Consider the following 15,292-nt stretch of genomic DNA (forward strand, 5'->3'; position numbering starts at 1 on the left):
TCAACGCGGTGCGCGGTACCCCCTCGCCGGCGCACTTCTCCCCGGTGTGACGATCACCCGCGCAGCCGGTGGGGCGGTGGAGAACACTTCCGGCACCCGGTCGAGGGGCACCGGCCCGTGCAGCAGGTGCGCCCACGGCAGCGCCTCCCCCTCCGCGCTGAGGAAGGCCACCGCCTCCGCCAGGTGACGTGGTTCGTAGTTGTGCACGCCGGTCACCGTCCGCCACCCGCGGACCAGCCACTCCGGATCCACCGGCACCGTTCCCACCGGGGACACCGTCCCGGCCAGAACTGCCCGCCCGCCGACATCGAGGGAGCGCAGACAGTCCTGCACCGCCGCGGAGGCGCCGGAGAACTCCAACGCGACATCGACGAGATGGTGCCCACCCGGCTCCACCACGGCATCCGCCAGTGGTGACACCAGCTCACGGATGCGCGGATCCGGGTCGGAGGCGATGATGTGTGTGGCCCCTCCGGCCCGCGCCGCCACCACGGCGATCATCCCCAGCATTCCCACGCCGGTGATGAGGACGGAGCGACCACACAGGTCACCGGCCTGTTCCAAGGCGGCCATGACCGTGGCGACCGCGCACCCGGCGGTCGAGGCCACCGCGTCGGGGATGTCGTGCGGGACCACCTGGACCGCCTGCCCGGCCAGCAGGTGGATGTGGGTGGAGTAGGTGCCGGACAGCGGCCATTCACCGTCGAAGGGCTCATGGCCCGTTTTCCGCACGTCCACGCATTTGGCGCTCAGGCCCCGAAGACAGGCGCGGCACGCGCCACAGGAAGAGGTCACCGAGAAGACCACTCGCTGACCGCGGGTGATGTCCTCCCGGCGACTGTCCTGGACGATTCCCACACCCTCGTGCCCCAGGATCGACGGGCACGCACCGGGGCGACGACCCGAGACCGTGTGCCGGTCCGATCCGCAGACGGTGGCGGCGCTGAGCGCGACCAGCACCTCGCCGGGGCGCAGATCCGGCAGGGGCACCTCGATCTCGCGGAAGCGTTCCCCGCCTTCCCAGAGCTGGGCCCGGGCGCTCACCGACGAAGTCCCAGCAGCTCCGGAACCTCGGCGGCGGAGGCCAGGATGTGATCGGAGCCGAGGTCGGTGAACTGCTCGCGGGTCAGGTGGCCGGTGAGCACTCCCACCGAGGTCACTCCTGCCCGGCGGGCCGACTCGATGTCTGCGGAGGTGTCCCCCACGCTGATGACGCCTGCCGTATCTGCCACCCCGAGGTCGGACATGACGCGGCGGATGAGGAAGGGCTCCGGGCGTCCGGCCTCCACCTCATCGCCGGCGACGACGGCGTCGATAGTCTCCCCCACGGTCCAGCCCATGGCGTCGAGGATGACGTCGACGATCTCGCGGCTGAACCCGGTGGTCAGCGCGATCTTCACCCCGTTGTCGCGGAGAACGCCGAACATGTCCTCCACACCGGGGAGCGGGGAGGGCGGATTCTGCGTGTACGTGCGACGCAACTCGGTCCGGAACCACTGCCATGACTCCTCGACCAGCTCCTCGGTGACCTCGAGCCCGCCGATGTCGAGAAGCTGCCGGATCGCCCACTTCTTCTCCGTGCCCATGTGGGCACGGAACTCATCGTCGGTGTACTCGGCGCCCTGACGCTCGGTGGCTTCCCGGAGCACGCGGTACACCTCGTCCCGGTCGTCGACGGTGGTGTGGGCCATGTCAAAGATGGCGAGGTCGTACATGGAGGCTTCTTTCTGGGGTCGGGGTCAACGGACGGTGCGGCGGAGCCACATGGACAGTGCCTCGACGACGAGGACAACCGCGACCATGAGGATCAGGATCATCGTGACGACGTCGAACTGGTTGATACGGGAGGCGTTGAGCAGCAGGAAGCCGACGCCTCCGGCACCGACGACGCCGAGGAGGGTCGCCGAGCGGATGTTGGTGTCCAGCAGGTACATGGTGTGGGCCACGAAGGCCGGGGCCGCCTGCCGGAGAGTGGCCGAGAAGAAGATCTGGGGTTCGCTGGCTCCGGCCGCGCGGAGCGCATCCTGGACCTCGGTGTCCGTCTCCTCCAGGGAGTCGGCCACCAGCTTGGACAGCAGACCCACGGCGCCGACGGCGAGTGCGAGGGTTCCGGCGACACCACCCAGTCCCGAGATGACGACGAAGATGATCGCCAGGATGAGCTCGGGGATTCCGCGGACCACGACGATGATGACCCGGAACAGGTTGTGGACGAAGCGATTCGCCACCACGTTGCGCGCGGCGAGGATGCCGATGGGGATGGCCAGGACAGCGCCGAGGGTGGTGGCCGCCAGGGCGATCTGGACTGTGACGAGCAGCTGCTCCAGCAGGGTGTCCAGGGCACCACCGGTCGAGGGCGGGAAGAACAGCGCCAGCGTCCGGGGCAGATCAGCCAGCCCCTCCCACAGGGTCGACCACGAGAGGTCGACCCGCATGAACGACGCCACGGTGAGGACGCCGATGACACCGAAGGAGGCGAAGCGGCGGAGTCGGGCAGGGCTCCACGGCGGGGTCAGGGTGACGTCGCCGGCGCCGGTGACCCGCCCCTTGTTGAGGAGGCGGTCCACCCACGTTCCGCCAACCACCGATGCTCCCGAGCGATTCATGATCGTCGCCCGAATCGCTCCGGACACCAGCTCGATGACGATGCACAGCAGGAGCACCAGCAGGGCGAGGGCCATTCCCCGCTGGTAGTTGAGCACCCGCAGGGAATCCGAGATCGCCAGCCCGATGCCACCGACGCCGACGTAACCGAGCAGAACCGACGTCCGCAGGTTGATGTCGAAGCGGTGCAGTGCCGTGGCGATCATCTGCGGCAGCAGCACCTGCGGGATCGCGGCGGCGATCTGCTGGCGGCGGGTGCCACCGACTGCCTCGAGCGCTTCCCGGGGGCCGTCGTCAAGCTCCTCGATGGCATCGGAGTAGAGCTTGGCGATCATGCCGACGGAGTGGATGCCCATGGCCAGGATGCCGGCGGCCGGCCCGAGCCCGAACATGCGCAGGAAGATGATGGCCAGCACCAGGTCCGGGATCGCGCGGGCCAGCACCGTGAGGGTCCGGGCGGTGCCCTGTGAGAATCGGCCACGGGTGGTGGGGCGGGCCGCCGCCAGCGACACCGGGATGGACAGGACGACCGACAGCAACGTGGCCAGGAACACGATGGCGAGGGTCTCCCCGATGAGGGAGAGGGTCTCTGCCAGTGGCGGGAAGTCGAGGGGGAACATCCGCCGGGCGAAGTTGATCGCGTTGTCGAAGGAGTCGGCGATGGTGGCGACGTTGATGCCGAGGGAGTGGATCGACCACGCACCCGCGAGCAGCAGTCCGACGAAGACCGTGCCGGCCGCCATCGTGTTGACGGACGGGGCGGGGCGGGCGGGAGCGAGGCTAGTCACTGGTGGTCTCCACCTTCGCCACGTCCGCGAGACCCGACACGCTGGAGTAGATGCTCGACGCCTGCTCGGCTGTCAGCCCCTCCGTCGGCTGGTCGAGGACGACCCGGCCGGCGCGCAGTCCGATGATGCGGTCGGCGAAATCGATCGCCAGCTGCACCTGGTGGAGCGAGGCGATGACGGTGAGGTTGTCCTCCGCCGAGATCTGCTGGAGGAGCTCGATGACCTCGCGGGAGGACACGGGGTCGAGGGAGGCGACGGGCTCGTCGGCAAGCAGGATCCGGGGGTGCTGCATGAGCGCACGGGCTATGGCCACGCGCTGCTGCTGTCCGCCGGACAGGGTGTCGGCGCGCTGGTAGGCCCGGTCGGCCAGGCCGACGCGGTCCAGCTTCTCCAGGGCTTCCCGACGCACCTTCTTCGGGTACATCATGAGGCTGAGCCGGGGACCCCGGAGGGAGGCCAGCTGACCGGTGCAGACGTTCTCGAGCACGGTCATCGGGCCGACGAGGTTGAAATTCTGGAAGATGACGCCGATGTCGCGGCGCAGGCCCCGCAGTTCGCGACCTTTCAGGTCCGCCACGTCGTGACCGAGGACCCGCAGGGATCCCCCGGTCGGGGTGTGGAGACCGTTGATGTGTCGCAGCAGCGTCGACTTTCCGGATCCGGAGAGTCCGAGCAGGACGGTGATACCGCCTGTCCGGAAGCCGACGGTGACATCATCCAGGCCGCGGACTCCGCCACCGAAGTCCTTGGTGACGTTGTCCATCTGGACGGAGTAGAGCGAATCGAGCTCGTCCTGGAATGCGGGGGTGTTGTTCACGGGATCTCCTAGCCGACGTTGCGGCAGGCCTCGGCGTCGGTGACGCGGCAGATGTCGCGGATGGGGTCGAAGTCCTCGTCGGTGACCGGCAGGTAGCCGTACTCGGTCTCCTCCGGCAGCTCACAGTCCTCTTCGGAGGAGCAGATGCCGGCCTCGACCAGTGCGGGCTTGTTGGCCTTCTCGCGCAGGACGGTGATGATCTGGTCGGCGAGCTCGGCGTCGACGGTGCTGCGGTTGACCGCGATCGGGTCCTCGGTGATGGGGTCGGACTCCCAGATCGACCGCAGTGCTCCCTCCTCGACCTGGCCGGACTTGGTCAGGGTGGTCAGCATGGCGTCGTGGGCGAAGGCGGCCTCACAGTTCTCCGACCCCAGGGAGAGCAGGGATGCGTCATGGCCACCGGCGAGCACCGGGGTGAGATCGGCGTTGAGGTCGATGCCCACGTCGTTCAGACCCTTCATCGGCACCAGGTACCCGGAGGTGGAGGCCTGGTCGACGAAGCAGACGGTGCGGCCGCGCAGGTCCTCGAGGCTCTGGATGTCGGAGTCCTCGGGGACGTATGCGAGGGACGTGTAGGCGGGTGCCACGTCGGGATCGTGGGTGGGTGCCGCGATCGGCTCCATGTCGATCCCGGAGTCCTTGCCGATGACGTAGGAGAAGGGCCCGAAGGAGGCGAGGTCGACCTGCCCGGCGCGCATGCCCTCGATGACGGCGGCGTAGTCGGAGGCGTTCTGGAACTCGACCGTGGCACCGGTCTCCTGCTCGATGAGCGCGGTGATGTTCTGGAAGGTCTGCTCCAGGGTGGCGGAGGATTCCGCCGGGACGGCCGCGAACGTGAGGGTCTGGCCTGCCGCGGTGTCGGTGGAGGATTCGGTCGTGTCGTCGGAGGAGCCGCAGGCGGCGACGGTGAGGGCGACGCCGGTGACGACACCGGCGGCGAGGAGCTTTCGGGTCATGATGGTGGGCCTTTCGGGGAGTGACGGCTGGTTCAGGAGCATTGTGGAACGGGTCGCCCTGCTTGTCTAGTCGAGTAGGAACTATTCATGTACAAGTAACCTGCGCGTCGCTTCTCAGAAACCCGCGACGGATTCCCCGGACAGCGCCAGGTCGGCGATGCCGAACGACAGTGTCATCCCGATTCCGGAGGTGACGACAACGACGGTGGTGCGCTCGTCAGGGCGCTCCAGCACGAGATTCGTCGAGGCGCTGTCGGCGTAGCGCCCCAGCCAGCGCTGACGCACCACGGGGCGCTCGATCCCGAGGATCGCGCAGGCCCGGTCCTGCAGCAGCTGCGCGATCGACTCATCGATGAAGGGCTCGGGGCTGAGGTCGTAGGCGTGCGAATCGCCGACGAGCAGCCCCTCCCCGATACCGGTGGCCATGAGGTTGGCGATGCATCCCACCAGCTCCGGCTCCGTTTCCGCGAGCTCCTCCCGCAGGGCCCCGACGCTGGGCATGGCGGCGAATCCGTCGTACCGGGCCAGGGAGGTCCCGGTCAGCATGGCCAGGTCCGCAGGGACCCTTCCCGGCCGCTCCAGCAGGGCCATGGCGAGGGTGCACACCCGGACCCCGTGGCGTTCCGCGATCTCGGGGAACAGGCCCATGAGCCGGTACCCCGGGCACACCACCACCTGCGCGCCGGTGAACTGCCCGCGAACCGTCTCCACGACCCCGTCCCGCACGCCGGTGACCTGCGTGTTCCAGACGAAGCGCACGCCGTGCCCGGACAACCACGACGCCAGGGAGGGGGCCGCCTCCCGGGGGTTGACGCGCATGTCCCGGGGCAGGTGGGCGCCGCCGACACATTCCAGGGCAGGGTTGCCTATCCCCCGCCCCACCTCGGCAGAGCTCAGGAGCGTGACGTCGTCTGCCCCGCGGTGCCCGGAGAACTCCCGCAGGACCTCCATCTCCAGGTCCGTGGAAGCCGGGATCCAGGTACCGGATTCCGCGGCCCAGAACCCGGCGGCGGCAGCGGCCCGCAGCCAGCCCGCCCGGGCACGGCCGGCCACCTCCTGGATGACATCCGCCTGACCGGTGAAGCAGGCGTGCCCGAAGTTCTGCAGGGAGGAACCGACGGGCCGATCCGCGCTATCAATGACCAGAACGGACCTTCCCTGTTCATGGGCGAGGAAGGCGGTGGCGAGCCCGAGGATCCCGGCTCCGACGACGATGAGGTCAGGTGTGTTCGACATGCCCCGATCTTCGCAACCTACCCACCCCTCCAACAAGCCTGACTAGACAGGTTTGCCGATTGTTCACCGAGAGTTAGACAGGAGTTACCGCCCGCGAAGCGCACCACCCTCGCCCCGCCCGCTGACCAGCGGTAGAATGATGACACGCATCGACCTTGTACAGATAAGGAGGTGATTGACCTGCAGCAGTACCAGGAGATCGCCGACCACCTGCGCCACGCGATCCGGGAGGGCCGTCTCTCCCCCGGAGATCCCATCCCCTCGGAGGCAGAGCTGTGCCGCCAGTTCTCCTCCGCGCGAGGCACCGTACGACATGCGGTGGGGCTGCTCCGCACGGAGGGCCTCATCTCCTCCGGCCAGGGACGTCGTTCCCGGGTGCTCGACACCGTGCCCACGCAGTCCTTCGACAACATCTTCTCCTTCAGTCAGTGGTGCCACAACTCCGGCATCGTTCCCGGCCAGCAGACCCAGTGGATCACCAAGAAGCCCGCTGACCGCACCCTGGCGGCCGCGCTCGACATCCCGGACCGGGATCCCGTGGTCTCCGTCTTCCGCCTCCGGCTCATGGATGGTGCGCCCGCGATGGTCGAGCGTCTCAACTACCCCTGGGAGTTCGGCCGTCATGTGCTCAGCTTCGACACGGATTCCGGATCCATCTACCAGCACCTCATCGATTCCGGGGTGGACATCGACACCGCCACCCGCACCATCGACGCCGTCGGCGCCTCCCCCGAGGATGCGGAGCTCCTGCAGGTACCCGTGGGCACTCCTCTGCTGCGGGTCCGTCGGCGGGCCTTCACCACCGACGGCACCCCGATCGAGTCCTCCGATGACCGTTACCTGCACACGAAGGCGAGTTTCACCCTCAACTCCACGCGGAACTCCCCCTCCGGGTTGTCGATGATCCAGGGCTGACTTCGACTAACGTCACTGCCATGACTGTTCGTCGAGCGCTCGCCCCGATCATGGCCGCACTGGCCCTGACGGCGTGCTCCGCCGGTTCCACCGCCACGGAGGTGGGCCGCGTCGCGGGCCGGGAGTCGCTGGTGCTGGGCACCACGGGCGTGCCCGCCTCCCTCGATTTCACCACCACCGGCGGTGCGGCGATCCCCCAGGCCCTCATGGCGAACATCTACGAGGGGCTCGTGCGTATCGACGCCGCCGGTGACATCGTCCCCCTCCTCGCCACCTCCTGGGACGTCTCCGAGGACGCCACCGAGTACACCTTCCACCTGCGCGAGGGAGTGACTTTCTCGGACGGCACCCCCTTCACAGCTGAAACCGCGAAGTTCTCCATCGAGAACGTGCAGGATTCCTGGACCAACGGCCTGAAGTCGCAGATGGATGTCGTCGCCGATGTCGAGGTGCTCGGCGAGCACACCCTGCAGGTCACCCTCTCCCGGCCCTCCCACCACTGGCTGTGGTCGATGGGCACACTGACCGGGGCGATGATGTCGCCCGGAGCAGTCGACCGCCTGGCCACCCACCCGGTGGGCACCGGCCCGTACACGCTGGGCCGTTTCGCGGTGGGCGAGTCCATCACCTTCCACACCCGTCAGGACTACTGGGGCGAGCAGGCCAAGCAGAACGCCGCCATCCGCTACTTCTCCGACGCCACCTCCGCCGTCAACGCCCTGCGCTCAGGTGACATCGACCTGGTGTGGGCGATGCAGGCCCCAGAGCTGCTGGACACGCTCCCGGAGGAGTATGTGGTGGAGGTGGGCACCACCAACGGCGAGGTGCTCCTCTCCATGAACAACCAGCGCGCCCCCTTCGATGATCCGAGCATCCGCCAGGCGGTGTTCCACGCCGTGGACCGCGCGGCCGTCAACCAGGTGGTGTGGGAGGGCCTGGCCACCGACACCGGCGGCACCCCGGTCCCGCCCACCGATCCCTGGTTCACCGGCGAGGACTTCGCCGCCTTCGACCCCGACCGCGCCCGGGAGCTTCTCGACGGCCGCACCCCCGACATCACCATCTCCCTGCCGTCCCTGCCCTATGCGCAGAACATCTCGGAGCTGCTCTACTCGCAGCTGCGCGACGTCGGTTTCCGCGTCCGCCTGGAGACGCTCGAGTTTCCCGCGGTGTGGCTGGCGGAGGTGATGACCGCGAAGAACTACGACATGTCGCTCATCGCCCACGTGGAGGCCCGCGATATCCCTGCGCTGTTCGGCAACCCCAACTACTACCTCGGCTACGACAATGAGCAGGCCCGCGACGATCTGCTGGCCGCCGACACCGCCGTCAGCGTCGACGAGCAGGTGGACCACATGGAGTCGGCCGTCGCGACGATCATGTCCGACGCCGGAGCACTGACCATCTTCAACCTGCCCAACATCGTCGTCGCCGCGCCGGGGGTCAGCGGTGTGACCCCGACCGTGGTCACCGACGCCCTCGCGCTGGCCGGAATGGAGAAGCAGTGATCGCCCGCATCATCCTCAGGTTTCTCCTGTCCCTCCTGCTGGCCTCCGTGGTCATCTTCCTCCTGCTGCGACTGGTCCCCGGCGACCCCGCGCGCGTGGCCCTCGGTGTGACGGCCACCGACGAGGCGGTGGAGGCACTGGCCCGCCAACTCGGCACCGACCGCCCGCTCATCGTCCAGTACCTCGACTGGGTGGGCGGGCTGCTCACGGGAGACTTCGGCATGTCGCTGGCCTCCCGCCAGGACATCACCCCCCTCATCGTCGACCGCGCGCAGGTCTCGCTCATCCTGTGTGGTGCGGCGATGGTGCTGTCCCTGCTCATCGCCATCCCCCTGGGCATGTGGACGTCGAATCGCGTGCTTCCCACCGCCGCCCAGATCGGCATCGCCATCCCCTCCTTCCTCACCGGCATCCTGCTGGTCACCGTCTTCTCCGTGCACCTGGGATGGGTCCCGGCCAACGGGTGGATCCCACCGGGGACGGACGTCGTCGGCTTCCTGCAGCGCATCATCCTCCCGGTCATCGCGTTGACCCTGGTGCAGGCGGCCATCCTCACCCGCTATGTCCGCACCGCGATCCTGGAGGTGCTGGACAAGGAGTTCATTCGGACGGCGCGGAGTACGGGGGCGTCGATAAGCGAGGCCCTGTGGAGGCATGGACTGCGCAATGCCGCGCTGCCCGTGCTGACCGTGGCGGGGCTGCAGCTGACGAGTCTCATCGTCGGCGCGGTGGTCATCGAGCGGGTGTTCCTCATCCCGGGGCTCGGGTCGATGCTGCTCGATTCCGTGGCGCGGCGCGATCTCACGGCGGTGCAGACGATCGTCATGCTGCTCGTGGTGTTCACGCTGACGGTCAACCTCGTCGTCGATGTCACCTACCGGCTCATCGACCCGCGGATCAGGAGGAGCGCATGAGCAGGATGCCTGTCTCCGGGTGGATCGGGGCGTTCATCGTGGCCGTCACGGTGCTGCTCGCGCTGATCTCCCTGGTGTGGACCCCCTACGACCCGGTGCACGCGATGCCCGCCGAGCGCCTGCTGGGTTCGACTCCCGAGCATCTCATGGGCACCGACCGCTACGGCCGCGACGTGTTCTCCCGCATCATGGCCGGGGCGCAGATCACGCTCTTCGTCGGTCTGGTCGCGGTGGGCATCTCCGCGCTGCTCGGGGTGCCGTTGGGGATCCTGGCCGGCATGCGGCGCGGCTGGGCGGAAACGCTCATCATGCGCGGCATGGACCTCATGCTCGCCTTCCCCGCGCTGCTGCTGGCGATCATCGCGGGGGCGGCGTTCGGGGCATCGACGTTGACGGCCATGGTCGCCATCGGCATCGCCGGCATCCCCGGTTTCGCGCGCGTGGCCCGGGCGGGGACGCTGCAGGTGATGACACAGGATTTCATTGCCTCCGCGCGTGTGTCCCGGGTGCCGGAGCTGCTCATCGCGCAGCGGCACGTGCTGCCGAACATCGGCGGCGTCATCATCGTGCAGGCCTCCGTGGCCTTCGCCCTGGCGATCCTCGCGGAGGCCGCCCTGAGCTTCCTCGGCCTGGGCACCTCCCCACCGGATGCGTCGTGGGGGCGCATGCTGCAGTCGGCGCAGGCCTCGCTGGGTTCCGCCCCGCAGCTGGCGTTGTGGCCGGGGCTGGCGATCGCGTTGACTGTGCTGGGTTTCAACCTGCTCGGCGACGGCCTGCGCGATGTCCTCGATCCCTCCAGGAGCCGACGATGAGCATTCTCTCCGTGACAGGTCTGCGCGTGGGCGATGGCCTGCTGCGTGACATCTCCTTCACCGTCGGCCGCGGGGAACGGGTCGGCATCATCGGGGAATCCGGTTCCGGCAAGTCACTGACGGCCCTGTCGATCATGGGACTGCTGCCGCGGGGGCTGTCCGCCTCGGGTTCGGTGGTGCTGGAAGGCCAGGAACTCATCGGGCTGAGTGACCGCCGGATGCGTCCCCTGCGCGGCGCCGTGGTCTCCATGGTGTTCCAGGAGCCGATGACGGCGTTGGACCCGCTCATGAGCGTGGGCAAGCAGGTGCAGGAGGCGGCGGGGCGCTCGGAGGTCGGTGACCTTTTCGAACGCGTCTCCCTCGACCCCGCCCGCATGAGCGCCTACCCGCATGAGCTCTCCGGCGGACAGCGCCAGCGCGTGCTCATCGCGATGGCCATTGCGCAGGAGCCTGACCTGCTCATCTGCGACGAGCCCACCACCGCCCTTGATGTCACCGTGCAGGACCAGGTGCTCGACCTGCTCGACCATTTGGTGGATGAGCTGGGGATGTCGCTGTTGTTCATCACCCACGACCTCGGCGTGATCAACCGGATGTGCCGCCGCGTGCTCGTCATGTCCGGCGGTGAGATCGTCGAGGCGGGGACCACGGAGCAGGTGCTGCGGGCCCCGGAGCACCCGTACACGCAGCGCCTCGTCGCCGCGTCCCTGCCCGGCTCACCGGCGGAGGTCCGCGACCACGGCGACCCCGTGATCACCCTGGAGAACGTCACGCGCCAGTACGGGGCGACGAAGGCCCTCGACGATGTGTCGCTGGTGGTCCACCGCGGCGAGCGCCTCGGGGTGGTCGGTGGTTCCGGGTCCGGCAAGACGACGCTGTTGCGGCAGGTCGCGGGCCTCGATGTGCCCGATCAGGGTCGCGTGCTTATCGACGCCGGCGTCCAGGTCGTCTTCCAGGATCCCCGCTCCTCCCTCAACCCGCGCCTCACCGTCGGCCGTTCCGTCGCGGAGGGTGGTGGGGATCGCGCCCGCGTGCTGGAGGTTCTCTCGGAGGTGGGCCTGCCCGCCGATGCCGTCGACCGCTATCCCCACCAGTTCTCCGGCGGGCAGCGCCAGCGCATCTCCATCGCGCGGGCCGTGGCGGGCAAGCCGGAGATCCTGCTTGCCGACGAGCCCGTCTCCGCCCTCGACGTCTCCGTCCGCTCCCAGGTCCTCGAGCTTCTCGACGCCCTGGTCGACGAGTACGGCCTCACCCTCCTGTTCATCTCCCACGACCTGGCCGTGGTTCGGCAGGTGTGTTCGACAGTGGCGGTCATGCATCAGGGCCGGATTGTCGAGCACGGTCCGACCGAGGAGATCTGGGAGAATCCCCAGCATGAGTACACGAAATCCCTCCTGGCCTCCATTCCTCGCATGTGACCCTTGCGCTTTTCGATTGTGTGTTCTATTCTGGGGTCAACAATACGGGAGGAACAGGGGGTGAGCAGCATGAGCACGATCGAATTGGCCGTACCGAAGTCCACGATCGAAATGTCGCTGCGAGAGTGGACGCGTCCGAGCGCCTACTACTCCGTCTCCAACCCCCTCGACAAGGCCGCCATCCGCGGGACCCGGATGCGCCGCGAGGACTACCGGATGTGGCAGGAGGAGTTGCCCGCGAAGGACGCCGACTACCGCCTGGCCCTGGCCCGCCTGCGCAAGTCCACCGGTTGGGGTGACACGTACCTCACCTCCGCCATCTACGCCCACCAGCGCATCCGGGAGCTCCCGAAGCTGAAGAAGCTCCAGGAGCGGTTCTTCCACCTCGATCTCTTCCGGCTCAAGACGATCGACGGTGTCCTCAACAAGATCGACGACTCGATCGCCGAGCACATGGCGATCATCGACGAGGAGCTGACCACCTTCCTCACCCCCACCCGCGCGAACCAGAATCTGCCCACCCCGGGGCAGATCGCCAAGAAGCTCAACGCCATCATCCAGACCCTCGACACCTCGGTCTCCGACAATGACGATCCACTGCCGGAGCCCAAGGGTGACTTCTCGGTCGCCTACGACGCCGACCGCGCGTACCTCAACCTGGAGACCGATGCCGCCTCCGGCATGGAGATTGAGGAACGGGTGCGCAAGTACGCCGCCTCCCACCAGGTCAGCCAGGCCGAGGCCCTCAGCCGCCTGGTCCGGGGCGAAGGCGCCACCGACGTGACCCTCAACATTTACCGCGCCCAGGACATCCCGGACGCCCCGGGCTGGATGTCCGGTGTCGGCTACCTCAACCCCACCATGACCAAGGAGCTGGTCGAGCGCGCCACCACCATCCGGGACATGGATGAGCTCTACGACAAGGTGACCAACGGTTACGCCACTCCGGACGACATCCGCGCGGTGGTCATCGGATGGGACGGCAGCTGCTCCGAAGCAGGCTGCGGCACCCCGGGGCACCGCACCCAGATGGAACACCGCATCCCCCACGCCGAGGGCGGGCCGACGACCGCCGCACAGCTGGCCTGCTTCTGCCAGCCCCACCACAACGTCAAGACGGATGGCCGGATGATCTACCTCATCGACCCGTTCACCAGGGAGAAGTATCTCCTCTACGAGGACGGCTCGTGGGTGGTCTCCGAACCCAGCGGCCCCCTCTCCCTCAAGGAACGGCGATGGTTGCAGACGGTCGGGCAGCGGAGGAACAACCGCCAGGAACGGGTTCGGCAGCAGTCGCAGGACAGGCGCATCATGGAGACGGAGACCGGTGCATACACCCCGCCTCCGCCAGATGACGACCCCCCACCCTTCTAACCCAGCCGCACCCGCTCCAGGACCTCGTACCTGGGGCCACCCGAGCGACCCTCCCCCAGTCTCGATTCCATGAGCGCCAGCTCCTCGCACAGGAACGTCGGCCCCTCGTAGACCGCCAGTGCATGCACCAGGTCGCCGACGAGCCAGCGTTCCTGTGTCCGGGCTATGGTCAGGTGCGGTTTCTGGGGCTGGGCGGGCTCCTCGAGGATCGTGTCCGCCATGAGTGACTTGAGCGGGCGCACCTCTCCCCCGACCCCCATCCACAGTGTCCGGTGCCCGAAGGAGCCCGCCCCGTGGAGGCGCAGGGTCATAGGCGAGGACGCCGCGGCCGCCTGCGCCAGGTGCCCGAGCAGGTCGGTGTGATCGTTGGGCATCTGTCCGTGGAAGGCCACGGTGATGTGCCAGTTGTCCGGGTCAGTCCACCGCAGCCCGCGGGGGTGGGCCTCACGGATGGGCCGCAACGTGTGGACCAGGTGCTCGCGGGCCTCCGGGGAGATGAGCAGGGCGCTAAAGAGCCGTTTCATCGGGTGACGTCGAAGGCTCCGGTGGTGTCGAAATGCAGGCGCACGGTGTCCCCGGCGCTGGCTCCGAGCTCGCGCAGGAAGCGCGCGATGGAGCCCAGGCGGATCTCCGTGTCATCCATCATCACCGCCTGGGGGCCGAGGCGGGTGTCCAGGGAGCGGTGCCCCTGGCGGTAGACCTGGACGAGGGAGCCGATGGCGAGGGGGACGGGGACGGGGGCGTCGGCAAGCATGCCCTCGGTGACCACCACGGGCAGGGTCCAGGAGGTGACGAGGGTGGGCTCGCGCTGCGGGAACCAGGTGCCCGGGCTGGGCACGTCGGCGAAGTGGACGTGGCCGTTACTGATGCGGAAGTCGCCGGAGCCTGCGACGGTGCGGACGGCGGCGCGGTCGAAGGGTGCCGTATCGAGCAGCGCCTGCAGCTCCGTGCGGCCAGCGTGGATTTCGGCGGCGATCCAGTCAGGGATGAGCATGCCTCAGACGATACCGAGCAACGAGTCGACGAGCTCGGTGGCGTCGTTCGGGTGGTACTCGGCGGGGCGGTTGCGGATCGGCCGGCAGGTGTCGATGACGTCGCGCCAGCGCTGCGGGATCGCCTCCACGCCGTGGACGCCACCGAGGAAGGCGCCGACGATCGCGGCGTTGGTGTCGGTGTCACCACCCCGGCCGATGGTGCGCACGAGTGCCTCCTCGAAGCTGTCCCCGCGGGCGGCCTCGTGGACGGTGAGGGTGAAGGCGTGACGGACCCAGCCCTGCTGGACGGAGGTGTCGCCGGGTTCCTCGTCGTAGAGGCCCTCGCAGGAGTAGAGGCGGAACAGTTCCAGGGGATCGGCGCCGTCGCGGATGACTCCGGCGAGCACCCCGGTCCACACGGAGTTGACGTCGAGGCAGTAGGAGTTGGGGTGGGTGAGGGCGGCGTCGGTACGCGCCAGGGAGGCGGCCTGCGCGGGGTCGGAGTGGTAGGCGATGGCCACCGGGGAGATCCGCATGAGCGCGCCGTTGGCCTGCGAGTTCTCGTTGAACTGCCCGCGGAGTGCGCTGCTGATGGTGGCGCCGATATCGAAGGGGTGGGAGTTGTACCAGCGCCGGTAGGAGTCGAGCACGTCGGCGCGGTCGTAGCCGCCCTGCCGCACCATCGAACGGGCCAGTGCCAGCGCCATCTCCGAGTCATCGGTGGGCTGGCCGGCCGCGATGTTGTGGGTGCCACCGTCGGCCATCTCGCGGACCCCCTCCGGATAGGCGGCGGCGATCTGGGCCGGGCTCCGGAACTCGACGAGGGCGCCGAGGTTGTCGCCGATGAGTTGGCCGTACCAGGCGCCGAGGGCGCGGTCGCGAATCGTCATGGAGTTGAGTTTACGTGCGGCCCAGCACAACCGACACCAACCTGTGACCTGGGACACTTGACGGGGGCGGAAGCACGGTCTTAGAG

15 protein-coding genes are annotated in these 15,292 nt (G+C 68.3%); 6 read left to right on the plus strand and 9 right to left on the minus strand.

Annotated elements, in window-relative coordinates:
* The 6 genes from Q4F73_RS03330 to Q4F73_RS03355 form a co-directional block, all read right to left on the minus strand.
* The gene (locus Q4F73_RS03330) at positions 1-1,044 is read right to left on the minus strand and encodes a zinc-binding dehydrogenase (RefSeq protein WP_303357932.1); all 1,044 of its coding nucleotides are present in this window, start codon (positions 1,042-1,044) and stop codon (positions 1-3) included.
* Complete coding sequence (locus tag Q4F73_RS03335; protein WP_303357933.1) at positions 1,041-1,715, minus strand: HAD hydrolase-like protein; 675 nt, start codon at positions 1,713-1,715, stop codon at positions 1,041-1,043. Before Q4F73_RS03335 ends, Q4F73_RS03330 begins: the two co-directional genes overlap by 4 nt.
* Positions 1,716-1,739: 24 nt before the next feature.
* Complete coding sequence (gene phnE / locus Q4F73_RS03340) at positions 1,740-3,347, minus strand: phosphonate ABC transporter, permease protein PhnE (protein ID WP_303357967.1); 1,608 nt, start codon at positions 3,345-3,347, stop codon at positions 1,740-1,742.
* Positions 3,348-3,384: 37 nt separating this feature from the next.
* A complete protein-coding gene (gene phnC, locus Q4F73_RS03345; protein ID WP_303357934.1) occupies positions 3,385-4,209 on the minus strand; it encodes a phosphonate ABC transporter ATP-binding protein in 825 nt (274 codons plus the stop codon).
* A gap of 8 nt (positions 4,210-4,217) precedes the next feature.
* Positions 4,218-5,168, minus strand: coding sequence for a phosphate/phosphite/phosphonate ABC transporter substrate-binding protein (locus tag Q4F73_RS03350; protein ID WP_303357968.1), 951 nt, complete (start codon positions 5,166-5,168; stop codon positions 4,218-4,220).
* A 111-nt stretch (positions 5,169-5,279) separates the two neighbouring features.
* Positions 5,280-6,401 (minus strand): TIGR03364 family FAD-dependent oxidoreductase, encoded by a 1,122-nt coding sequence (locus tag Q4F73_RS03355; RefSeq protein ID WP_303357935.1) that lies wholly within the window; start codon positions 6,399-6,401, stop codon positions 5,280-5,282.
* Between the two features lie 171 nt (positions 6,402-6,572).
* Here Q4F73_RS03355 and Q4F73_RS03360 point away from each other — a divergent pair, with 171 nt between their 5' ends.
* The 6 genes from Q4F73_RS03360 (at position 6,573) to Q4F73_RS03385 (ending at position 13,342) form a co-directional block, all read left to right on the plus strand.
* Positions 6,573-7,316, plus strand: coding sequence for a GntR family transcriptional regulator (locus Q4F73_RS03360; protein WP_303357936.1), 744 nt, complete (start codon positions 6,573-6,575; stop codon positions 7,314-7,316).
* A 20-nt stretch (positions 7,317-7,336) separates the two neighbouring features.
* On the plus strand, positions 7,337-8,824 hold the full coding sequence (locus Q4F73_RS03365) for an ABC transporter substrate-binding protein (RefSeq protein WP_303357937.1): 1,488 nt from the start codon (positions 7,337-7,339) through the stop codon (positions 8,822-8,824).
* Positions 8,821-9,738 (plus strand): ABC transporter permease, encoded by a 918-nt coding sequence (locus Q4F73_RS03370; protein WP_303357938.1) that lies wholly within the window; start codon positions 8,821-8,823, stop codon positions 9,736-9,738. The genes Q4F73_RS03365 and Q4F73_RS03370 overlap by 4 nt, the downstream gene beginning before the upstream one ends.
* A complete protein-coding gene (locus tag Q4F73_RS03375; protein WP_303357939.1) occupies positions 9,735-10,550 on the plus strand; it encodes an ABC transporter permease in 816 nt (271 codons plus the stop codon). Before Q4F73_RS03370 ends, Q4F73_RS03375 begins: the two co-directional genes overlap by 4 nt.
* Complete coding sequence (locus Q4F73_RS03380; RefSeq protein ID WP_303357940.1) at positions 10,547-11,968, plus strand: ABC transporter ATP-binding protein; 1,422 nt, start codon at positions 10,547-10,549, stop codon at positions 11,966-11,968. Before Q4F73_RS03375 ends, Q4F73_RS03380 begins: the two co-directional genes overlap by 4 nt.
* A 69-nt stretch (positions 11,969-12,037) precedes the next feature.
* Positions 12,038-13,342 (plus strand): HNH endonuclease signature motif containing protein, encoded by a 1,305-nt coding sequence (locus Q4F73_RS03385; protein WP_303357941.1) that lies wholly within the window; start codon positions 12,038-12,040, stop codon positions 13,340-13,342.
* Here Q4F73_RS03385 and thpR read toward each other — a convergent pair.
* The 3 genes from thpR to Q4F73_RS03400 are packed head-to-tail and all read right to left on the minus strand — an operon-like array spanning position 13,339 to position 15,206.
* Positions 13,339-13,866, minus strand: coding sequence for an RNA 2',3'-cyclic phosphodiesterase (gene thpR / locus Q4F73_RS03390; protein WP_303357942.1), 528 nt, complete (start codon positions 13,864-13,866; stop codon positions 13,339-13,341). The genes Q4F73_RS03385 and thpR overlap by 4 nt on opposite strands.
* Entirely contained in the window at positions 13,863-14,336 is a 474-nt protein-coding gene (locus tag Q4F73_RS03395) for a hypothetical protein (RefSeq protein ID WP_303357943.1), read from the minus strand. Before Q4F73_RS03395 ends, thpR begins: the two co-directional genes overlap by 4 nt.
* Positions 14,337-14,339: 3 nt before the next feature.
* The gene (locus Q4F73_RS03400) at positions 14,340-15,206 is read right to left on the minus strand and encodes an ADP-ribosylglycohydrolase family protein (RefSeq protein ID WP_303357944.1); all 867 of its coding nucleotides are present in this window, start codon (positions 15,204-15,206) and stop codon (positions 14,340-14,342) included.
* Between the last annotated feature and the right edge of the window lie 86 nt (positions 15,207-15,292).

It is taken from the genome of Corynebacterium sp. (assembly GCF_030535495.1).
Taxonomy (GTDB): domain Bacteria; phylum Actinomycetota; class Actinomycetes; order Mycobacteriales; family Mycobacteriaceae; genus Corynebacterium.

Excerpts from the sequence above, each read along its gene's own strand:
- Q4F73_RS03365 (WP_303357937.1), top strand. The coding sequence starts at position 7,337 with ATGACTGTTCGTCGAGCGCTCGCCCCGATCATGGCCGCACTGGCCCTG.
- Q4F73_RS03355 (WP_303357935.1), bottom strand. The coding sequence starts at position 6,401 with ATGTCGAACACACCTGACCTCATCGTCGTCGGAGCCGGGATCCTCGGG.
- Q4F73_RS03335 (WP_303357933.1), bottom strand. The coding sequence starts at position 1,715 with ATGTACGACCTCGCCATCTTTGACATGGCCCACACCACCGTCGACGAC.
- Q4F73_RS03395 (WP_303357943.1), bottom strand. The coding sequence starts at position 14,336 with ATGCTCATCCCTGACTGGATCGCCGCCGAAATCCACGCTGGCCGCACG.
- Q4F73_RS03385 (WP_303357941.1), top strand. The coding sequence starts at position 12,038 with ATGAGCACGATCGAATTGGCCGTACCGAAGTCCACGATCGAAATGTCG.
- Q4F73_RS03400 (WP_303357944.1), bottom strand. The coding sequence starts at position 15,206 with ATGACGATTCGCGACCGCGCCCTCGGCGCCTGGTACGGCCAACTCATC.
- Q4F73_RS03375 (WP_303357939.1), top strand. The coding sequence starts at position 9,735 with ATGAGCAGGATGCCTGTCTCCGGGTGGATCGGGGCGTTCATCGTGGCC.
- thpR (WP_303357942.1), bottom strand. The coding sequence starts at position 13,866 with ATGAAACGGCTCTTTAGCGCCCTGCTCATCTCCCCGGAGGCCCGCGAG.
- Q4F73_RS03380 (WP_303357940.1), top strand. The coding sequence starts at position 10,547 with ATGAGCATTCTCTCCGTGACAGGTCTGCGCGTGGGCGATGGCCTGCTG.
- phnE (WP_303357967.1), bottom strand. The coding sequence starts at position 3,347 with ATGGCGGCCGGCACGGTCTTCGTCGGACTGCTGCTCGCGGGTGCGTGG.